Consider the following 17,848-nt stretch of genomic DNA (forward strand, 5'->3'; position numbering starts at 1 on the left):
GAGTCATGCCTCGCCTCCTCCACGGACCCGGCGCCAGAAATCCGATTCCAGCAGGGGATCGCGAAACCCCTCGAACTCCTCCACCCGGGGATAACCGCTCCGGAAATCCTCGGCGGACATCTGGGCATCCTTGGCCGGGTAGAGTGCCCCGCCCGCCTCACGCACCAGCGCGTTCAGCTCCTGCAACATGCGCGCGGTGCGCTCGCCCAGCATGGGAAAATCCAGTGCCAGGGTCACCCCGGGGCGCGCAAAACTGAGCAGGCCCGCGGGGTCCATGCTGCCGAAAGTTTTCAGCAGGGCCAGAAAACTGCCCTGGCGGTGTGCCCGGATCCGGGAAAGCAATTCGGCACACAGAGCGGGCGCGTCAGCCGACGGCACCACGCATTGCCACTGCTGGAAGCCGCGGTGGCCATAGATCCGGTTCCAGTCGGCCAGCACATCCAGCGGGTACAGGAAGGGCCAGGCGTGCACGCGGCCCTGTTTGAGCGGCTGGCGGTAATACAGCGTGTTGAAGAGCTTCAGGCTCAGCGGATTCAGCAGCCACTCGGGGCAGTCCAGCGGAATCCGCAGCCGCGGCTCGCGCCAGGCGGCGGGCTCGCTTGAGTCGCTTGGGTCCCCGCAGATGTACAGCCCACGTCCCGATTGGCCGGCCGGGGCCAGGCTGTCGATCCAGGCGGCCGTGTAGCCATGGCGGGCCTGAAGTTCGGGGCCGATCTCAAAACACTCGGCCAGGGTCGAGAAGCGCACGGTGTGGCTCTCGAACCAGGGGCCACGGGTGGGCACCAGCTGCAGTTCCACCCAGGTGATCAGGCCGGTCAGCCCCAGGCCGCCGATGGTGGCCCGAAACAGGCCGCTGGTGTCCGCGGGGGTCAGCAGCTGGCGCGAGCCATCGCTGCGCAGCAGTTCCAGGGCGCGTACGTGATGCCCGATGGTGCCCGCGCCGTGGTGATTCTTGCCGTGTACATCGTTGGCCACGGCGCCGCCCAGGCTGAGGAAGCGCGTTCCCGGGGTCACCGGGGGAAACCAGCCCGCGGGAAGGCAGAGGCGCAGCAGGTCATCGAAGGTCAGCCCCGCCTCGGCTCGCAGCACGCCCGTCTCGCGATCGAAATGGATCACACGGTCGAGGGCCCCGGTGGTCAGCAGCAGTCCGCGGCTGTTGAGGCAACTGTCGCCATAACTGCGGCCCTGGCCGCGGGGCAGCAGCTTGCTGGGTCCCAGAGTGGGCAGATGATCCGGCAGCCAGTCCAGAGCAATGGCCCGCTGGGGACGGCGGGGCCAGCGCCCCCAGGAGAGCAGGCTCTCGCTCACCGCAGGGCCAGACCGAGCGCCAGCAGGATCAGCAGCAGGCCGCCCCAGCTCGCCGGATCACGCAGGGCAAAGACCAGCGCGTCTTCCTTGAGCGTGCCACGCCGCGCCAGCAGCCAGACCCGGCTGATCCACCAGATGAACACCGGCGCCAGCAGCCAGAGCCACTGGGGGTTGGCGTACAGCACGCGGGTTTCCGGCGACTGGATGTACAGTGCGAACACCAGCACGCTCAGATAGCCACTGGCCGCGCCGAACATCGCCAGCAGCTCGCGGTCTTCCAGCTGATAGCCCCGTGCGCTGGGCGCCGGACGGTGTTCCCGGCTGCGCGCCAGCAGTTCCGCATAGCGTTTCACCAGGGCCAGGCTGAGAAAGAAGAAGAGCGAGAACCCCAGCAGCCAGGGCGTGAGACTGACCTGCACGGCCAACCCGCCACTCTCGATGCGCAGCAGGTACAGCAGTGCCAGCAGCACCACGTCCACCAGCAGCAGGCGCTTGAACCAGAGCGAATAGCAGAGCGTCAGCCACAGGTAGACGAACAGAGCGATGGTGAAGGCCCAGGGCAGCCACAGCGACAGCGCCAGGCCCGCGATGCCCAGCCCCTTCATCAAAGCCCAGGCCTGCGACAGCGGCAGATCGCCGCGGGCCAGCGCGCGCTCACGCTTGCGGGGATGCTGACGGTCGGCTTCCAGATCCATCAGGTCGTTGAAGATGTAGATCGACGAGGCGACGCAGCAGAATGCGACAAAGGCCAGCAACGAAGCCTCGATGGCCGCCGGGTCGAAGAGCCGGTGGGCCAGCAGCATGGGCAGGAAGAGCAGCAGATTCTTGACCCATTGCACCGGGCGCATCACGCTCAACAGGGCCCGGGCGCGCGGTCGGCGGTCATTGATCTCCAGCACGGGACGGATGCCTTCGGTGCGCAGCACACGCTCCACGGAAGCCGGCAGGTTCACGCAGATGCACTCGGCCGCGTCCCGCCAGAGGTGCAGGTCATCGCGGGAATTGCCGGCGTATGCGAAGGGAGCTCCGCCCAGTTCCTCGCGGATCGCCGCCAGTTTGGCCCCCGCCCGGCGATTGGTGCGGCCGTCGCTGGCCAGCACCCGAGTGAAAATGCCCAGATGCGCGGCCACCGACTCGGCCACCGCGCGATCGCTGGCCGTGGCCAGGATCAGTTTGCGCCCCGACGCGGCCTGCCCGCGCAACCAGTCGAGCAGTTCAGGCACCCAGGGCCAGAGCGCCGGATCGGGCACCAGACGGCGGGCCACCTCCCGCTTGAGCCGCGCGCGCCCGCCCCGCAGCCAGAGCGCGAGCATGGGCAGCAGCCAGGGCTGGCGCCGCAGCAGCATGAACAGGGTGTCGATGAAGGTGTCCGAACGCACCAGAGTGCCGTCGAGGTCCACATAGAGCGGTGTGGACCGCCTGATTGCGGGCTGGCCTGGCAAGGGCGAAACGTCCATGAATGCTCTCCGGGGACTGCTTGAGACAGCCCGAATATAGAAAGCGGCCTCTGGATCGGACGCCGAAGCAAAGGGGATCTCGGCAGAGCCGCAAGTCGGAGTCCTACAAACTTCCTGGCGGATTGCCACTACTCCAAAGGCCACTGGAGAACGAACCTGGGCCACACAACTTCCAAAGAGCTTCGTTGATGGCCGAAATGGAACGAAGACGATTTGCCAGAATCCCGTGGGACCTACTTGATTTTGAGGCGCTGCAAATCGTCGCTAGTCGCAGTGACGTGGAGCAAATGGCGCTCTCAAGTGGCTCGGGCATCGACCACATGAAATGGCTACCTTTGTGCGGTGTCACCGGATTGAAAATGAGCGGGTCTGACAGTTCTTCACGTCAACCGCCAGCGGTGAACGCCCGCATCGAGCAGTTCCCGCGACCGACAGCCAACGGAAATGTCCCCCGTTGCATGGGGACTCCGAAGTCGAAACGGGAGGGAGCCAGCTGGAAGCGAACGGATCACCATCCCATTCCACGGATCGCCCCACCATGAGAAACCTATACCAGAAGCTGCCCCAAGCCTTTCGCGCCCGACTGAAGTCACTACTTCAGCTGACGCCTCTGCTGTTGGAGGAACTGGCACAGGTCCGCTGGACCCTTGTTTCTCCAGGCAGTGTGCAGCGCTATTTCCGGTTGCGGCGCGCCCTGCATCGCATCGAAAAAGGTCTGGTAGCCCATCCACGTCGCCCCGGTGCCGGCATGGACACCGTGACCCTCGCACTGGATGACCTGCAGGACCCTGAGGTTGCATCACGGCTCAGTAAACAGGACCGCTCCTGGAGTCTGGCGGTTCTCCAGCAATATGCCGCCTTGCTCCAGCTTGATTTGAACCTGTCCACAGCCCTGAAAGCCCAAGCGGAGCGCCTGCTGTTGCGACTGGGTTCCTGTGTCACGACGCTAACCGGTGAAAACCCCTTACACCACATGTTGATCCGAGACCTGCCCTCTGCGCGGACGGATACTGCCGACCTGAAGAACTTCTTCACCTCTAGGCATAGTGTCCGCAGTTTTACCACGCAGCCACTGAGCGACGACACTGTGTTTAAAGCGCTGGAGTTCGCCCGACACAGCCCTTCCGCGTGCAATCGGCAGGCCACTGGTGTGGTCATCGTGCGCGATGCTACCGTACGGCGACAAGTGCTGGAATTGCAAGGAGGGGCAACTGGCTATGTGGATCGCATGCCCACTCTTCTGGTGCTGGTCGGCGACCGGCGAGGCTACCCGAACTACAACGAGCGTCATACTCCATATGTCGACAGTGCCCTTTTCGGCATGAACCTGATCTGGGGCCTGCTGGCTCACGGTGTCCATTCGGTTTGCCTCAACTGGTCCTACACCACTCCCCGCAAGGACCGGGACCTTCACCGCATTTTGAAGCTGGACCCCAGACAACGTGTGGCGTTCGTGATCGCTGCCGGCTACGCTGCCGGGGATGCTCTGATTCCTCGGTCGACAAAACGGGACGCCAAGGACTTCATTCTGGGACGGTTCTGATGGGTGCTTCCCCTGAACGCACCCGGGGGCGGTGTTATGTCCACGCTCGCGGTCGTTTCGTGATGAAACCGGACGGCCTGTGTTTCTACAACAACGATGGGCATTATCTGGAATCGATTGCCAAACTCTTCGAGGAACTGCAGGTGGGCGGATTTCTGATCACCCCAGGCGACCTGGAATACGAAAGCGCCAGCCAGTACACATTCCGCTTCGAATCCCCGACGGTCACCTTCGACTGCTGGCCGTCCGGACGGGGCACATGGTCCTTCGTCAAACGCTTGCTGCATCTGCGGGGGCACTTGAAGCATACGGACACAGTGCTGGCCATGGGACCAACCGTTGGCTGCTTCCTCACCTTGCTGCTGGCCCCGGCCAAAGCGCGGCGAATCCTCTACAGTGGCATCGCCTTCACCCCGTCAGGCATTCTGGGGCCCCTGACACGCAGGTTGGAAAGCGTGGCCTTGCGCCGCAGCCATGCGGTTCTCTGCACCGGAAAGCACCTGCAAGAGGAATTTCTCCGCCGCGGCGCCCGGCATGTCGAGTGCACGGTGCCCCTGCTGAATCTGCAGACGAGTGTGCTCGATCAGCCTCCCCCGCGTGAGCGCCGCAGCGTGGAACACCTGCTCTGTGTCGGGCATCTGGGGCCACGCAAACGCCAGCAGGATTTGCTGGCTGCAGGCAGGCTGCTGTTGGAGCGCACGGGCAGCTGTCCGGTGATACACCTGGTCGGACGTGGTGATCTGGAAGGGTTTCGCGATGCCAACAAGGAGACGATCGAACTCCTTGGGTCCCGGTTGGTCCTGCACGGGCATATTTCCGACCCGGAGGTACTGGCGGGTCTGTACCGCCAGGCCGATGCCCTGGTGATCTGCAGCCTGGCCGAGGGCTTTCCCCGGGTGGTTTACGAAGCCTTGCTCCATGGAGTGCCAGTGATCAGCACGCCCCTTCCTGGCTTGACGGCGGATTTCACGGATGGGCAGGACATGCTTTTCTTCCCCTTTGGCAACCCGCAACGACTGGCGGACTGCATTGCCGGGCTCGGACACGATCCGGACCGGCTGAACAGCATCGTGGAACGCAACCGGGTGTTCATCACATCCCGACTCAGCCGGACTCCCGTGGAACAGCTGGCTGCAATACTGGAAATGCCATGTCAATGACCGTGTGCCTGATGAACGTGGGTTTCGGCGGCAACAAAGGTGCCGAGGCCATGCTGGTGACCATGTTGCAACAGTTGCACCAGCGATTTCCGGGCATTCGTCTGGCCATCGAGCGTCCTGCCAGGGAGCACCCAGGCTATTATCGGGAGCGGATCACGGAACTGCGCGAAGCGGGAATGAACCTGTGCTGGATTGATTTCCACCCGGCATGGCGGATGGCATCGCCTTTGAAGGCATATAGCGATGAGCAGGGGGCCCAAGTTAGCCCCGACGCGGTGATCGACCTGGGCGGCCTCAATTTTCAGGACCGCAGCCAGCGGGGCTCTCTGCGAACGGTGATACGTCACCTTCCCTTCGTTTCCCGGGGCATTCCGCTGTTCTTCTTCACCCAGGACATGGGTCCAATGGAGTACTGGTTCACCCGGTTCTGCGCCCGGTTGCTGCTGCGCCGAGCCCGCAGGATTTTTACCCGCAGTGCGCGAACCCATGAATTGCTGGCGCGGGGGGTGCCTCTGCGCAACCTGCCTCTGGCCGGACCGTTCGCGGACTCCACTTTTGCCCTTCAGTCCCACGTAGCCTCTGCTCCGACACACACTGACAACCTCCCGTTGCTTGTGATCAGCCCGTCGCAAGTAGTCGAACGTTTGAACCCACAGTCATACCGGCTGCTGCTTGAAATGCTTCTGAAGGAATTGATTCCGCACTACCGTGTACTGCTCCTCGCACACACCTTCGCCCCGGGAGACACAAAGGACGATGCGGACCTGTGCCGGGAGCTGCACCGGGATTTTCCGACTTGTCTGCTTGGGGATGAGAACCTGCCGGTGGAGATCCTGAAAGGTCGTATCGGGGCAGCCCGGTTGGTTGTGTCCAGCCGTTTCCATGTGCTCGTGGCCGCGCTGGGTCAGGGAGTTCCGGTTGTCGCCCTAGGGTGGAACCCCAAGTATGGCAGCTTGCTGGGAAGTTTCGGCATCGAGTTCGCCAATGTGACTGACACTGCGCCGGAACAATGCGGGAAGATCGTCGAGCTGCTGGGCACTCTGGACGCCCCCAATATCCGGGCCACAGTCGCCAGGCACGCCGAGCGTGCCCGGACTGAAGCGATGGCCAGTTTCGACATGCTGGAACAGGAACTGCGCTCGATCCATGTCCGCTGAAAAGGAGAGACTCTGGGCCGGTAAGCACACGGCGGCTGAAGTGGGCAATGGCAGAAATCCTTTGCGCCGACGCCTGTTGTCACACCTGAGGTACAGCGGTTTCTTCGGCCAGATGCTGAACTACGGACTGGGCAGCATTCTCCAGAAGCTGCTGGGTATCCTGCTGCTGCCGTTGTACATCCACGCACTCCATCCAGCCGAGCTGGGCGCCCTCGCGCTGATCGAAGTGTGCCAGACCTTCTTCACCGCCCTGGGCTCCCTGGGTATCCCCTATGCACTGCTGCGGTTCGCAACGGATGGATCGAGTTCAATCGGCACTCTTCTGCGTACCTCGGTGGTCTGCAGCGCCGTGCCTGGCCTGGTATTGAGTGGCGCCCTGATGCTTGGGTTCCAGGGTCTGCTGGGGTTGATGCGGCTGGATTCCAGCTACAGTCAGGCGATGCTGCTCGGGCTGGGGCTGATTCCGTTGCAGATACTGCAGAACATTCTGCAAAACATCTGGCGCATCGAAGCCCGTGCACGCCGGTTCTCCCTGCTCATGACACTGCAGGCGGCAGTCCTGCTACTGTCCACCGCCTGGATGGTGATTCCCATGGGCCTGGGAATCCGGGGCATCCTGCTCGGCCGCTATGCCGGAACGGCCTTACTGCTGCTTTGCGGTGCTTGGCAGTACGGTTCCGTGATCGTCGCCGGCCATCTGGACCGGGATCTGGGTCGGCGCATGCTTGGATTCGGCCTGCCCCTGATTCCCCACAAGCTGAACCTGCTGCTGAACAGCAAAGTGGATCGGTTATTGTTGCAGTACATGCTGGGACCGGCGGCTGTGGGCATCTATGAACTGGCCTTCCGGGTTGCCACCTACCTGCAGAGTGCGCTCTCTCCTCTGGAATCGGCATTCCTGCCCTATGTGATCCGTCACCAGGATCGCAAGGACCGAACGTCCAACCTGGGCCTTGTAACCAACTTCATGCTGCTGGCCATCGTCCTGGGCACCCTGGGCCTGCTGTATGGAGGTCCGCTGCTGGTGCATTGGGCCGACGTCGGCGGCAAGTACCCGCTGCCAGAACACCTGATGGCGCTGCTGGTGCTGGGAATGATGGTCAGCCTGACCTACAATGTGGTGGCCTATCCTTTGTACACCAACCGTCGGACGAAGATGATGCCCCTGATCTCGGGACTTGGCATGGCCAGCAACATCCTGGGAAACCTGTGGCTGATTCCTGCCGCTGGTCCAGTGGGTGCAGCCTGGGCAACTCTGTTCAGCAATTCCGTCATGACCAGTCTGGGCCACTGGGCCTCACGGCGGCAGCAGGGCTGCAATCTACTGCCCGGGTTGTCTCTCGTAGGGTTGGTAATGCTGGTCGTAGTGGGGTGGCTGCTCTGGGGTGTGCTGTGGTAAAATCCGCCCCCACCCAACTACCAAGCGATGACCGCAAGGCGCCTGCACTGCCTGTTCTGCTCTTCCAGCGAATGGTGCCCGAGTACCGGGTGGAACTATTCCGGCGCTTGCATCGGGAACTGGGCATTCGCATCTGTCACTGGTCCGGCTCCCTGTCCTCCGCCAGCAACCCGCTGGGCGAGGGGAACCTTCGTGCGGCCCGCTTCCGGGGAAACACACGTTGGCACTACTTGTTCAGCCTTCCTGCTCTGGTCTGCACCCTGCTCAGCGAACGGCCCGCCGTGGTCATCTGCGAGGCCTCACCAGGTTTTCCTGTCTTTTGGTATCTGGCCATGCTGCAGCACATTTTGCGGTTCCGCCTGGTTGGGTGGGGTCACGGAATCGACAACGAGGACTGGGCCAGCGGCCACCGCGGCTGGCGTTTCCGCCTGCAGTGCCTCTTGCTGGGCCGTACCCGTGGCTTGCTTCTGTACTCCCACGGCCGGGCCACCGAGTTGCAGCGGCAACTGGGCGCAATTCCCCAGGTGGTTGCCTTCAACAGTCTGGATACGACAGGAATGGTTGAACATTGCAACCTGTTGCAATCCCAAGGGGCGGGGCGTCGACCACTGACAGCGTCAGAGGAATTGCGTTTGGTATTCGTGGGACGCCTGATCCCCGGGAAACAACTCACCATGGCCTTGGAGGCGCTGGCACAATTCAGCGAACTGCCTTGGCGCTTCCGCATTCTCGGAGATGGTCCAGCGGCCGAGGCACTGAAGCAGCAGGCAAATGGTGACACCCGCATCGAGTTCCTGGGTGAGTGTCACGAACAGGAAGCAGTCGGACGTGAGTTGGCCAGCGCTCATCTGTTGTTGCACCCGGGCAATCTGGGGCTTGTGGTCGTGCATGCCATGGCCTACGGCTGCCCCGTGCTGGGGTGCCGCGCGGGTTCCCGGGGCATCGCCCACGGACCAGAAGCCGAGTTGCTGGTCGATGGGGTCAACGGCATCCTTTGTGCAGCCGAGTCGAAGGCGCTTCTTGCCGAATTGCGCGCATTGGCCGGTGATCCTGCACGACTGCAGGCGATGCAGGATGCGGCTCTGGAGACAGCCCGAGAGCGAACTGGGCTAAACCAGATGGTTTCAAGTTTTTGCGAAATGCTCCGGATCCAGGGTGCGATCACTGCGACACATTCCGCAGGGCGGAGCAGCTGACTGGCCCAGGTATCTGACCACCAATCAACGGCAACCACAACGGCAATCCGCTGCATACGAGGTTTTCATGGCCTTTTTCAAATCCTTTCCGGGCGGGTCGCTGCTCCACCCTTACCGCCTGCTGAAGCCCCATGACAGCCTTTCCCGGGAACGCCACCGCATGCTCTACCATGCCTTCCTGTATACGCGAGGAGAATCCGTTGCCGGGGACTATCTGGAGTTTGGTATCGCCGCGGGACGCAGCCTGGTGTACAGCTGGGACATTTGCCGCAAGTTGGGCCTGGAGCGCGATCTGCGCTTTCTGGGTTTCGACGCTTTTCAGGGCTTTCCCGAACCCAAAGGTGTGGATGCGCAATTCACCCGGTTCGTCAAGGGCGATGCCTGCCACAGCCGGAAGACCGTGGAGGACAACCTGCGCGCCTGCGGTATCCCCGCAGAACGGGTCGTGCTGGTGGATGGCTGGTATCAGGACACATTGGTTCCCGCAACCCGCATCGCTCACGATCTGCATGCAGCGCGGGTGGTGAACATCGATTGCGACCTGTATGACTCGGCGATCCTGGCGCTGGAGTTCATCGCTCCCATTGTCTCCGACGGGGCCGTGATCCTCTTTGACGATTGGTACTGCTACCGCGGGGATCCGGATCGCGGAGAGATGCGAGCGGCCCGGGAGTGGCAGCTGGCCCATCCCGGAATCCGCCTGATTCGCTGGAAGGGCTACGCCAATGTGGGGCAGTCCTTCATTGTGAGCCGTCAGAAGGAGGATTCCGAAAAGTGAACGTCGATCGGGCGTGAAAAGCCGGGATCATCGAGTACAGAGGAAAGAGACGGAACTGGAATACCGCTCCAGCTTCATCCTGGGAAACCACTGGGGAAAATCGGGATAAGGATACAGTGGACCACGTCGCACGTCCACGATGCGGAAGACTTCGCCGATGCGCTGCCGCCAGGCGTCCACCCGGAAATCCCGAGTCTCCGCCAATGCATACCTGCAGCGCGAGCCATGGGCATGGGGCAGAAACACATGCCGCCAGCGGATGGTGGGTTCACCCAGCAACTTCTTGAGCAACCGGGCATGAGTGGCGAACAGCATATGGTTCAGGGTATTGATCAGGGCCATGGTCCCGGTTGGGACGGTGATCACTGCCAGGCCCTTCGACTGCAGCACGCGCCGCATCTCGCGCAACCCCTGTTGCCTGTCCGCGAAGTGTTCCAGACTGTGCGATGAGAACACCACATCGAAACTGCCGTCGTCAAAGGGCAACTCTTCCGCACTGCCCAGCACGATGTTCCAGTCCTCGAGTTTTCCGAAGGCAACTCCACGGCGACCAGGAACCGGGTCCACCCCTGTCACTTCAAAACCCAGCTTGCGGGCTTTCCATAGGTGAAAGGCGTTGCCACACCCCACATCAAGGAATCTTCCCGGAGCCCTGGCCGCAATGGCCTCAAGGCACACTTGCCACTCGATTTCGCGTATGACACTCTGGCGCTCCTGGAATCGGGCAGGTCCGGCCTTGGGCCACATCAATGTCTCCCTATGCAATCAACCGTCGGCCAGCAACTCCCGGAACAGATCGGCGTACTCCCGAACCTTTTTGTCCACAGAGAAGTCATCTGCACGCAATTGTCCAGCCCTGCCAAGGCGTCCAGCACGTTGTGGATCCGCAATCAATCCGTCTATCGCCCGGGCCAAGGCGACTGGATCCTCCGGTGGTACCAACACTCCATTGACGTCGTGCTGAATAATTTCGCCCGGCCCGAATTCGCAGTCGGTGCTGATCACGGGCAATCCACTCGCCATGGCTTCGACCAGGACATTGCCGAACCCCTCCCAGCGTGAGCCCAACACAAAAATGTCCGCCTTTCGCATCTCCTGCCAGGGAGAATCGACAAAACCGGGAAGAGTCACCTGATCATCCAGGCCCAGTTCATGCCTCAATCGCCGCAATACAGTCTCCTCCGGCCCACCGCCCAAGATGGTCAAGTGCGGTACAGGCCGGGTCTGCACCTGTGCAAGGGCTCGCAGAACCACATCGAAACCCTTCTGGTGATGCAAACGCCCACAACAAAGCAAGTGCATTGGCTCGTTCCTGCCGAGATATTCATCTCGCGCTTCGGTATCAGGTAGCAGAGAGGATGCCATTTCGATGGGGTTGTTGATGGTGCGAAACCGCTCTAACGGAAGACCGGTGATACCCGACAAGGCAGTACGCAGCCCCTCGGAAACACACACGATGCTCGCAGCCCGGCGATAGAAATGCTTGAGAATGACCATCCGTTTGAATCGAATGGCGGCGCTGTAGCGGGCAAACTGGATCAGCGGATTGTTGTGCTCACTGGCGACCCAGACCAAGGATCGCGATCCCAGCGCCATCCGGAAAGCAGCCAGGCTGTTCGGCCAGGGCAGGGAACTGAACAGGATCGAAGCCCGATGGCGCCGGATCAGCTGTTCCAGCCGGAACAACAGCCTGCCCGTTGACAACTGGCGTCCCGTTTCAAGACACTCCACCGGAACTCCGGCAGGCACCTGCCCCAGTAATGGACCACGCCCACGCCGCAGAACGAGAACCGGCGTGAATCCCATCTCCGGCAGATGGCGCATCAGGGCCAGAGCATTCCTCTCAGCCCCCCCACCGCTCATCTGCTCCAGTAACAGGATCACTACCGGCTTCATTGGAACGTCAATTTCGGGTTGGAAGAATCCGGAACGCAAGCGAACAGAATCTGAAAGTGATTCATGACAGCCGAAACCGCAAAACACTCCAGACTGATCGGCATCAGGCTGCTTCCACATATGGAGTGGCCGAAGTTCATGTCATGAGCCATCCTACTGGGTTGCTGCTGTGGCCAGAGCATACAAATCCTTAACATGTGGCCATGTTCGGGCGGTCAGAGCACATACTATTGAACCATCAGGTGAGTGAAGGCGCAATTCGTGTTCGTTTAGCAGAAAAAGGCGTGCATTTGTATCGAGGCAAGCAAAGCAGCCCACATCGGATCAATCCGTCCATGAAACCACCAGAAGGCAAAACATGAGCCGGGGACAGCAGTTGACGTTGATCGGAAGCTGGAAGGCCGAGGTCGACTACATGGCTTCACTGATACTATCGGTCCCGGTTGAGTCAGGTGAGTCAATGCGGATACTTGAGGCTGGCTGTGGTCGGAAATGGCCATTCAACTTCAGCGCTGTTCCGCATCATCTTACCGGAGTGGATCTGGATGCCATGGCTCTTCAGATCCGTGCCCAGACTTTGGGTGATCTCCATGAGGCGATTGTGGGCGATCTGTGCACTGTCGACCTCGGGGAGAACAAATTCCATGTCATCTATTGTTCGTTTGTGCTTGAGCACATTCCGGAGGCCAGAAAGGCGTTGGAGAACTTGATCAGGTCAACGCGTCAGGGAGGTGTGATCATCGTGAAAGTTCCGGATCCGGTTTCCGTGCAGGGATTCGTTACTCGTTGGACTCCGCATTGGTTTCATGTGTTGTACTATCGGCACATCCTGCGGAACCCCAATGCTGGCAAACCTGGACACGGTCCTTATCCGACTCACTATACCCCCGTGATCAGCAGACCCGGGATCCGTCAGTTCTGCGACAACAGTGAAGGCAGGGTCGCAATGGAGATGGAACTGGGCGATGGTTATTCCTCTCCTGGAAAAGGATTGCGTGGCAAATTGATCTGGTTGGCCAAGTCCACATTCTGGATGCTTTCACTGGGAAGACTAAGCAGGACACACACAGATCTGCTCTTCGTCATGAGAAAGGCAAATGGGAACTGAACACACACTATCCATACTTCTGGGCTGGAAGTTTGACATGCGAATTGCCACGAACATGATCCAGACCAGCATCAGCCAATCGCAACTGTCCTTGAATGTGCAAGGACAGTTGGCTTCCAGCGCGGCCCAATTCCGGTTTGACCCGCTACAGCCGGAGAGCAGACCCATCGGACATTCGATCCGCTGGATTGATTCAATCGCAGGCAAGCGATGACCTCGAAACTCTTGCCCCCAGTTCAGGGCCCCAGCCCTGACTCAGACTTCATGTTTCGCATGAATCACCGGATTCTTGGTCAGCAGTTGTTCGTGAGCATTGCACTTGGCCTGCCCGTGTTGGGCGCGTTGGTCTTGTCGCTGCGCACGAACGATTTTCTCCCATTGACCATTTGCGTGTTCGTTGAGATCGTTCTGTGTATTCTGTTGCTCAAGCCACAGTCACTTGTCAACTACTTCCTGATGTTTGGGTACTTCTTCTTCCCTGGCAACCTGGGGAAGATCGGCGGACTTGTCACATTGAACTGGCTGCGGATATCCGTTCTGGCAATATTGTTCACCTTGCTCTCCGTAGTTACCATGAAACACTTCCGCATCAGGAAAGGGTCTTACATAGAGTACGCCTTCTTCCTGACCTCAATGCCTTGGATCTTCTACATCGGTTTGACAATCTTCTGGGCGATCTCACCTCTCGATGCCATGCGGTATTACCCAAAACTTTTCTTCTGTCTTGCGGTCAGCATGGCACTGCTCCTCATGGAGGATATTCGCACACAGGATGCGGTGCGATATTTGCTGGTAGGAGGTCTGATGTTCGCGATTGCAGCTACGCCCTTCAAGGTGGAGCAATGGAACACGTCCGATGTGGCTTGGTTCACCGGGGTCTTTGGCCGGCACTCTCCCAAGTTCGCTCTCACTTTCATCGTCATGTTCTCACTGACGACTGCCATGTCGCGGATCCATCGGCGACTGAGCCTGACCACCTTCATCCTGAGCCTGGCCTGGCTCTCGCTTCTGCTGCAACGCGGGGCCATGTTGGCGCTGGCTTTCGGTGGCATTGCTCTCTGGATTCTATCCATGGACAAGATCAAGTTCTCGCGGCTGGTTCAGGCGGCAGTCTTCGCGATGTTCGTGGGAATGTTGTCCTTTACCATGCTGTACAATTCCAGCTTTTCCACCTACATGTTCGTACCACACCGCGGCCCGCACGACCTGTTCATGGCCTTGCTCTCAGGAGACTTTCAGGGCGCGGTTGATGTGATCAATTTCAAGGGCAGGCTGGAAATGTGGGGCTATGCAATGCAGCTCGGAGTCAGCTTCCTGGGCGCAGGGATGGGGTCTTCCGCTTACTACATGCGTGGCATGTTCGGTCGGATCTATGAGATCCACAACGATCATCTGGCCTATCTGTTGGACGGCGGACTGCTTGGCTACTCACTGTTCTGGCTGATGTGGGTCGGGATGGCCGGTATGGCTTGGCACTATCGCAAGTCCGTGGACAATCTGACACGGACTCTGGCCATCCTGATGGGGGCCTATGGTGCCGGACTGTTCATCTGGAGCATCGTGGACCATGTGATCTCTTACGCCGATGCCAGTATTGCTTACCTCTACATCCTGGCTGCCCTGTTGGTGAAACGCCAGCGGGAACTGGGATCGACAATTCCTCGGACGGAAACGATCGAGGCGTGAGCCCACAATCACCCGGAATGCAGATGCGACTTCTAGCTTTCATGCCAGCGCCTCCGCCCTTCAATGGGGCGACCTATATGGTCAGGCTGCTGGTGGAGTCCCCTTTCGCCAGGCAGCATGGCCTGGTACACATCGACTGCGGCTTCTCCCGCACCATCGGCGAGTATACCCGCTTTTCCGTCAAGAAAACATTGCTGTTCGCCAGATACTGGCTCCGGCTGGTCGGCTCCATCCTGACCCGGCGCCCGGACTATGTGCTGTTCACTCCGGCCTTCTCCCGCAACCCGTTCATCAAGGATGCACTGTATTGGCTCACGGCCCGGGCCCTGGGCTGTCGGGTGATCCTCTGGGCCCACGGCAATGGCCTGGATCGACTGTATGCGGACAGTGGTCGTGTGATGAAAGCATTCATCCGCTTCGCACATCGCCACGCGCGGGTGGCTGTCACCGTCGGCCAGCGACTGGACTTCAACTATTCCTTTCTGCTGCCCGCGGAACGGATCGATTTCGTGCACAACGGCATCCCTGTTGTCGAAAAGGTTCTGGCGGCCCCCGCCCCGCACGGGCAACGCGTGCTTTACCTTTCCAACATGATCGAAAGCAAGGGCTGGAAAGTACTCTACTTGGCGGCGTGCACCCTGTGCGACGAGCTGTCGGAGCTGCAGGTCGACTTCTGCGGCCACCCCGACACCCAAAGCCGTAAAGAACTGGATGCATTCTTCAGGGAGGGCCCACATCCGGAACGTATCCGCTACCATGGTCCCGTGCATGGAGTTGAGAAGCAGCGCATGCTGGAGGCCTGCACCGTGTTCTGTTTTCCAAGTGCCTTCCCGTTCGAAGCATTCCCGTTGGTGAATCTGGAGGCCATGCAGGCCGGCAAACCGATTGTCACCACGGATCAGGGGGCCATCCCGGAGGCAGTGGTAAACGGCCAGGGCGGTCTGATCGTACCACGGAACGAGCCCGCTGTTCTGGCAGACGCCCTGCGCTCGCTGCTGGAATCCCCGGAACGCTGTGCCCTGATGGGCTCCTACAACCGCAGTCTCTTCACCAGACAATTCACACTGAACGCGTTCAGCCAATCCTGGTCGAATCTTCTGGAACGCCTGGCCCTTGAGGACGGTGTACTTCCAGTCTCACGAAAGGGCACTGCCTGATGTGTGGCATCGCAGGATTCGTCAGGACAACCGTTTGCGATTCGGGTCGCGAGCACATCCGTGAAATGTGCAGACGGATGGCCCACCGGGGGCCCGATGATGCAGGAACGGCCGTGCTCGATGGCGAGCAAGTCTTCCTTGGGTTCCGGCGCCTCAGCATCCTTGATCTCAGCAGGGCCGGACACCAGCCGATGATGCACCCCAGCCGGGATCTGGTGATCGTTTTCAACGGCGAACTCTACAATTTCCAGGAAGTGCGTGCCGAGCTGGAAGGGTTGGGCACAGTCTTTCACAGCCACGGGGACACCGAGGTGCTGCTTGCGGCCTGGCATCGCTGGGGCGAAGCCTGCCTGCAACGCTTTCGGGGCATGTTCGCCTTCGCCCTGTGGGACCGGCGCGACCGCAGCCTGTGGCTGGTTCGAGATCGCCTGGGCATCAAGCCTCTGTATTACACGGACGAAGGCCAGCCCGCCTTCGCCAGCGAGGTTAAAAGTCTGCTCGCTCTGCCCTGGGTGAACGCCACTCCCGACATGGAAGGAGTGCTGGGGCACCTGCTGTTCCTCTGGCTGCCTGAGCCGCGTACGGCCTTTGCCGGCATCCAGAAGCTGGCGGCCGGGCACTTGCTGCACTGGAAGGGCGGGCGCAGCGAGATCCGCCCATGGTGGGAACCAGAATTGACGGAATCACCCAGACCGGAAGACGAGCGGGAAGCCCTCGAGGAGCTTAAATCGCTTTTTGACCGCGTGATCCAACGGCATCTGATTTCGGATGTACCGGTGGGTGCCTTTCTCAGCGGGGGACTGGACAGCAGCCTGATCGTGGCCCGTATGGCGACTTTGCGCCGTCAAGGGGCGGAGCGCCCCCTGGACACGTACTCCATCATCTTCAGCGAACGGGACAAGGCCTTCGAGGCGATGCCGGACGATCAGCGCTATGCCCGCCTTGTGGCACAGCATACAGGCAGCAATCACCATGAGATACTGGTCGAGGACGATGTGGTGGAGCATCTGGATCGCTTGGTGTGGCATCTGGACGAACCGATAGCGGACCCAGCTGCTATCAATACTTGGCTGATCTGTCGCCAGGCCCGGAAGCAGGGAACCACCGTGATGCTTTCGGGAATGGGGGCCGATGAAGTATTCGGCGGATACCGCAAGCATCTGAGCGCCAGCCTTGCCGCGGACTTCCGCCGCTGGGTTCCGGGTATTCTGCGTACGGGCGTGATCGCGCCTCTGGTCGCTGCATTGCCGGTGGCCGGCCGCAATCGCGGCTATCGCCTGTTCCGCTGGGCCAAGCGCTTCATGAAAAGTGCCAACCTGCCGCCCCTCGAGTGTTTCATGGGCAACTACGCCTACTACGACGAGCGGGAATTGAACGGTCTGCTGCGACCCGAGCACGGATTCCGCTGGAACGAAACCTGGAGTGTGCGCCGCCATCGCGAGCTGCTGGAACCTGTGCGTGACTGCGACATGGTGCAGCAGATGACTTGGCTGGACACTCGCCTGTTTCTGGTGAGCCACAATCTGAACTATTCGGACAAGGCCAGCATGGCTGCCGGCGTGGAACTGCGTGTGCCATTTGTGGATCACGAATTCACGGACTGGGCACTGGACCTGCCCTCGCGGCATCGGATTCGCGGCCTGCGTCAGAAGCACTTGTTGAAGGAGCTTGGTCTCGGCATGTTGCCGCGGAACGTGGTCGAACGCCCCAAAGCGCCATTCGGCAGCCCGCTGCGCTCGTGGATGCGTCACGGACTCAAACCCTTGCTGGACGAGGTCTTCAGTGAGGAAAGCGTACGCCGCCGCGGCTTGTTTGATTATCGAGCCCTGGCTGTCATGCGGACAGACAACGACAGCGGACAGGCAGACTACGGCCACCGGCTGTGGGCCCTTTTGACCCTGGAACTGTGGTTCCGTCGTTTCATCGATGGACGAGTTCCCTTCGAATCCAACACGCCCGACCCCATTGGTTCCGGGCGTGAGCTGGTGCTCGATTGAGTGTCA

The 17,848-nt window shown here is 60.6% G+C and carries 14 protein-coding genes; 10 read left to right on the forward strand and 4 right to left on the reverse strand.

Annotated elements, in window-relative coordinates; translation table 11 throughout:
• Window positions 1-3 precede the first annotated feature (3 nt).
• On the reverse strand, window positions 4-1,308 hold the full coding sequence (locus tag H6678_02025; GenBank protein ID MCB9472568.1) for an FAD-binding oxidoreductase: 1,305 nt from the start codon (window positions 1,306-1,308) through the stop codon (window positions 4-6).
• Window positions 1,305-2,765, reverse strand: coding sequence for a UbiA family prenyltransferase (locus H6678_02030; GenBank protein MCB9472569.1), 1,461 nt, complete (start codon window positions 2,763-2,765; stop codon window positions 1,305-1,307). The genes H6678_02025 and H6678_02030 overlap by 4 nt, the downstream gene beginning before the upstream one ends.
• Window positions 2,766-3,303: 538 nt before the next feature.
• Between H6678_02030 and H6678_02035 the strand changes: the two genes are divergently transcribed.
• The 6 genes from H6678_02035 to H6678_02060 all read left to right on the forward strand — a co-directional run bounded on the left by H6678_02035 (window position 3,304) and on the right by H6678_02060 (window position 9,998).
• The gene (locus H6678_02035; protein ID MCB9472570.1) at window positions 3,304-4,308 is read left to right on the forward strand and encodes a nitroreductase family protein; all 1,005 of its coding nucleotides are present in this window, start codon (window positions 3,304-3,306) and stop codon (window positions 4,306-4,308) included.
• Window positions 4,308-5,468: a glycosyltransferase family 4 protein gene (locus H6678_02040; GenBank protein ID MCB9472571.1), complete on the forward strand. Its 1,161-nt coding sequence runs from the start codon at window positions 4,308-4,310 to the stop codon at window positions 5,466-5,468. Before H6678_02035 ends, H6678_02040 begins: the two co-directional genes overlap by 1 nt.
• Window positions 5,459-6,625 (forward strand): polysaccharide pyruvyl transferase family protein, encoded by a 1,167-nt coding sequence (locus H6678_02045; protein ID MCB9472572.1) that lies wholly within the window; start codon window positions 5,459-5,461, stop codon window positions 6,623-6,625. The genes H6678_02040 and H6678_02045 overlap by 10 nt, the downstream gene beginning before the upstream one ends.
• Window positions 6,615-8,024 (forward strand): oligosaccharide flippase family protein, encoded by a 1,410-nt coding sequence (locus H6678_02050; protein MCB9472573.1) that lies wholly within the window; start codon window positions 6,615-6,617, stop codon window positions 8,022-8,024. Before H6678_02045 ends, H6678_02050 begins: the two co-directional genes overlap by 11 nt.
• Before the next feature lie 332 nt (window positions 8,025-8,356).
• The gene (locus tag H6678_02055; protein MCB9472574.1) at window positions 8,357-9,220 is read left to right on the forward strand and encodes a glycosyltransferase family 4 protein; all 864 of its coding nucleotides are present in this window, start codon (window positions 8,357-8,359) and stop codon (window positions 9,218-9,220) included.
• Between the two features lie 67 nt (window positions 9,221-9,287).
• Complete coding sequence (locus H6678_02060; GenBank protein ID MCB9472575.1) at window positions 9,288-9,998, forward strand: hypothetical protein; 711 nt, start codon at window positions 9,288-9,290, stop codon at window positions 9,996-9,998.
• Window positions 9,999-10,025: 27 nt separating this feature from the next.
• Here the strand turns inward: H6678_02060 and H6678_02065 are convergent, their stop codons facing one another.
• Together H6678_02065 and H6678_02070 are read right to left on the reverse strand one after the other, a co-directional pair.
• Window positions 10,026-10,745: a methyltransferase domain-containing protein gene (locus tag H6678_02065; GenBank protein ID MCB9472576.1), complete on the reverse strand. Its 720-nt coding sequence runs from the start codon at window positions 10,743-10,745 to the stop codon at window positions 10,026-10,028.
• Between the two features lie 18 nt (window positions 10,746-10,763).
• Window positions 10,764-11,882 carry a glycosyltransferase gene (locus H6678_02070; GenBank protein ID MCB9472577.1) on the reverse strand — a complete coding sequence of 373 codons (1,119 nt, stop codon included), beginning with the start codon at window positions 11,880-11,882 and terminating at the stop codon, window positions 10,764-10,766.
• A gap of 370 nt (window positions 11,883-12,252) precedes the next feature.
• On the opposite strand from H6678_02070, the gene H6678_02075 reads away from it, so the two are divergent.
• The 4 genes from H6678_02075 to asnB all read left to right on the forward strand — a co-directional run bounded on the left by H6678_02075 (window position 12,253) and on the right by asnB (window position 17,842).
• Window positions 12,253-13,002, forward strand: a complete 750-nt coding sequence (locus H6678_02075; protein ID MCB9472578.1) for a class I SAM-dependent methyltransferase — start codon at window positions 12,253-12,255, stop codon at window positions 13,000-13,002.
• A 306-nt stretch (window positions 13,003-13,308) separates the two neighbouring features.
• On the forward strand, window positions 13,309-14,688 hold the full coding sequence (locus tag H6678_02080; GenBank protein MCB9472579.1) for a hypothetical protein: 1,380 nt from the start codon (window positions 13,309-13,311) through the stop codon (window positions 14,686-14,688).
• Window positions 14,689-14,711: 23 nt separating this feature from the next.
• Window positions 14,712-15,845 carry a glycosyltransferase family 4 protein gene (locus H6678_02085; GenBank protein ID MCB9472580.1) on the forward strand — a complete coding sequence of 378 codons (1,134 nt, stop codon included), beginning with the start codon at window positions 14,712-14,714 and terminating at the stop codon, window positions 15,843-15,845.
• Window positions 15,845-17,842, forward strand: coding sequence for an asparagine synthase (glutamine-hydrolyzing) (asnB, locus tag H6678_02090; GenBank protein ID MCB9472581.1), 1,998 nt, complete (start codon window positions 15,845-15,847; stop codon window positions 17,840-17,842). The genes H6678_02085 and asnB overlap by 1 nt, the downstream gene beginning before the upstream one ends.
• Window positions 17,843-17,848: the final 6 nt, after the last annotated feature.

It is taken from the genome of Candidatus Delongbacteria bacterium (genome assembly GCA_020634015.1).
Lineage (GTDB): Bacteria > CAIWAD01 > CAIWAD01 > CAIWAD01 > CAIWAD01 > JACKCN01.

Excerpts from the sequence above, each read along its gene's own strand:
- H6678_02030 (MCB9472569.1), bottom strand. The coding sequence starts at position 2,765 with ATGGACGTTTCGCCCTTGCCAGGCCAGCCCGCAATCAGGCGGTCCACA.
- H6678_02035 (MCB9472570.1), top strand. The coding sequence starts at position 3,304 with ATGAGAAACCTATACCAGAAGCTGCCCCAAGCCTTTCGCGCCCGACTG.
- H6678_02040 (MCB9472571.1), top strand. The coding sequence starts at position 4,308 with ATGGGTGCTTCCCCTGAACGCACCCGGGGGCGGTGTTATGTCCACGCT.
- H6678_02045 (MCB9472572.1), top strand. The coding sequence starts at position 5,459 with ATGTCAATGACCGTGTGCCTGATGAACGTGGGTTTCGGCGGCAACAAA.
- H6678_02050 (MCB9472573.1), top strand. The coding sequence starts at position 6,615 with ATGTCCGCTGAAAAGGAGAGACTCTGGGCCGGTAAGCACACGGCGGCT.
- H6678_02055 (MCB9472574.1), top strand. The coding sequence starts at position 8,357 with ATGCTGCAGCACATTTTGCGGTTCCGCCTGGTTGGGTGGGGTCACGGA.
- H6678_02060 (MCB9472575.1), top strand. The coding sequence starts at position 9,288 with ATGGCCTTTTTCAAATCCTTTCCGGGCGGGTCGCTGCTCCACCCTTAC.
- H6678_02065 (MCB9472576.1), bottom strand. The coding sequence starts at position 10,745 with ATGTGGCCCAAGGCCGGACCTGCCCGATTCCAGGAGCGCCAGAGTGTC.
- H6678_02075 (MCB9472578.1), top strand. The coding sequence starts at position 12,253 with ATGAGCCGGGGACAGCAGTTGACGTTGATCGGAAGCTGGAAGGCCGAG.
- H6678_02085 (MCB9472580.1), top strand. The coding sequence starts at position 14,712 with ATGCGACTTCTAGCTTTCATGCCAGCGCCTCCGCCCTTCAATGGGGCG.
- asnB (MCB9472581.1), top strand. The coding sequence starts at position 15,845 with ATGTGTGGCATCGCAGGATTCGTCAGGACAACCGTTTGCGATTCGGGT.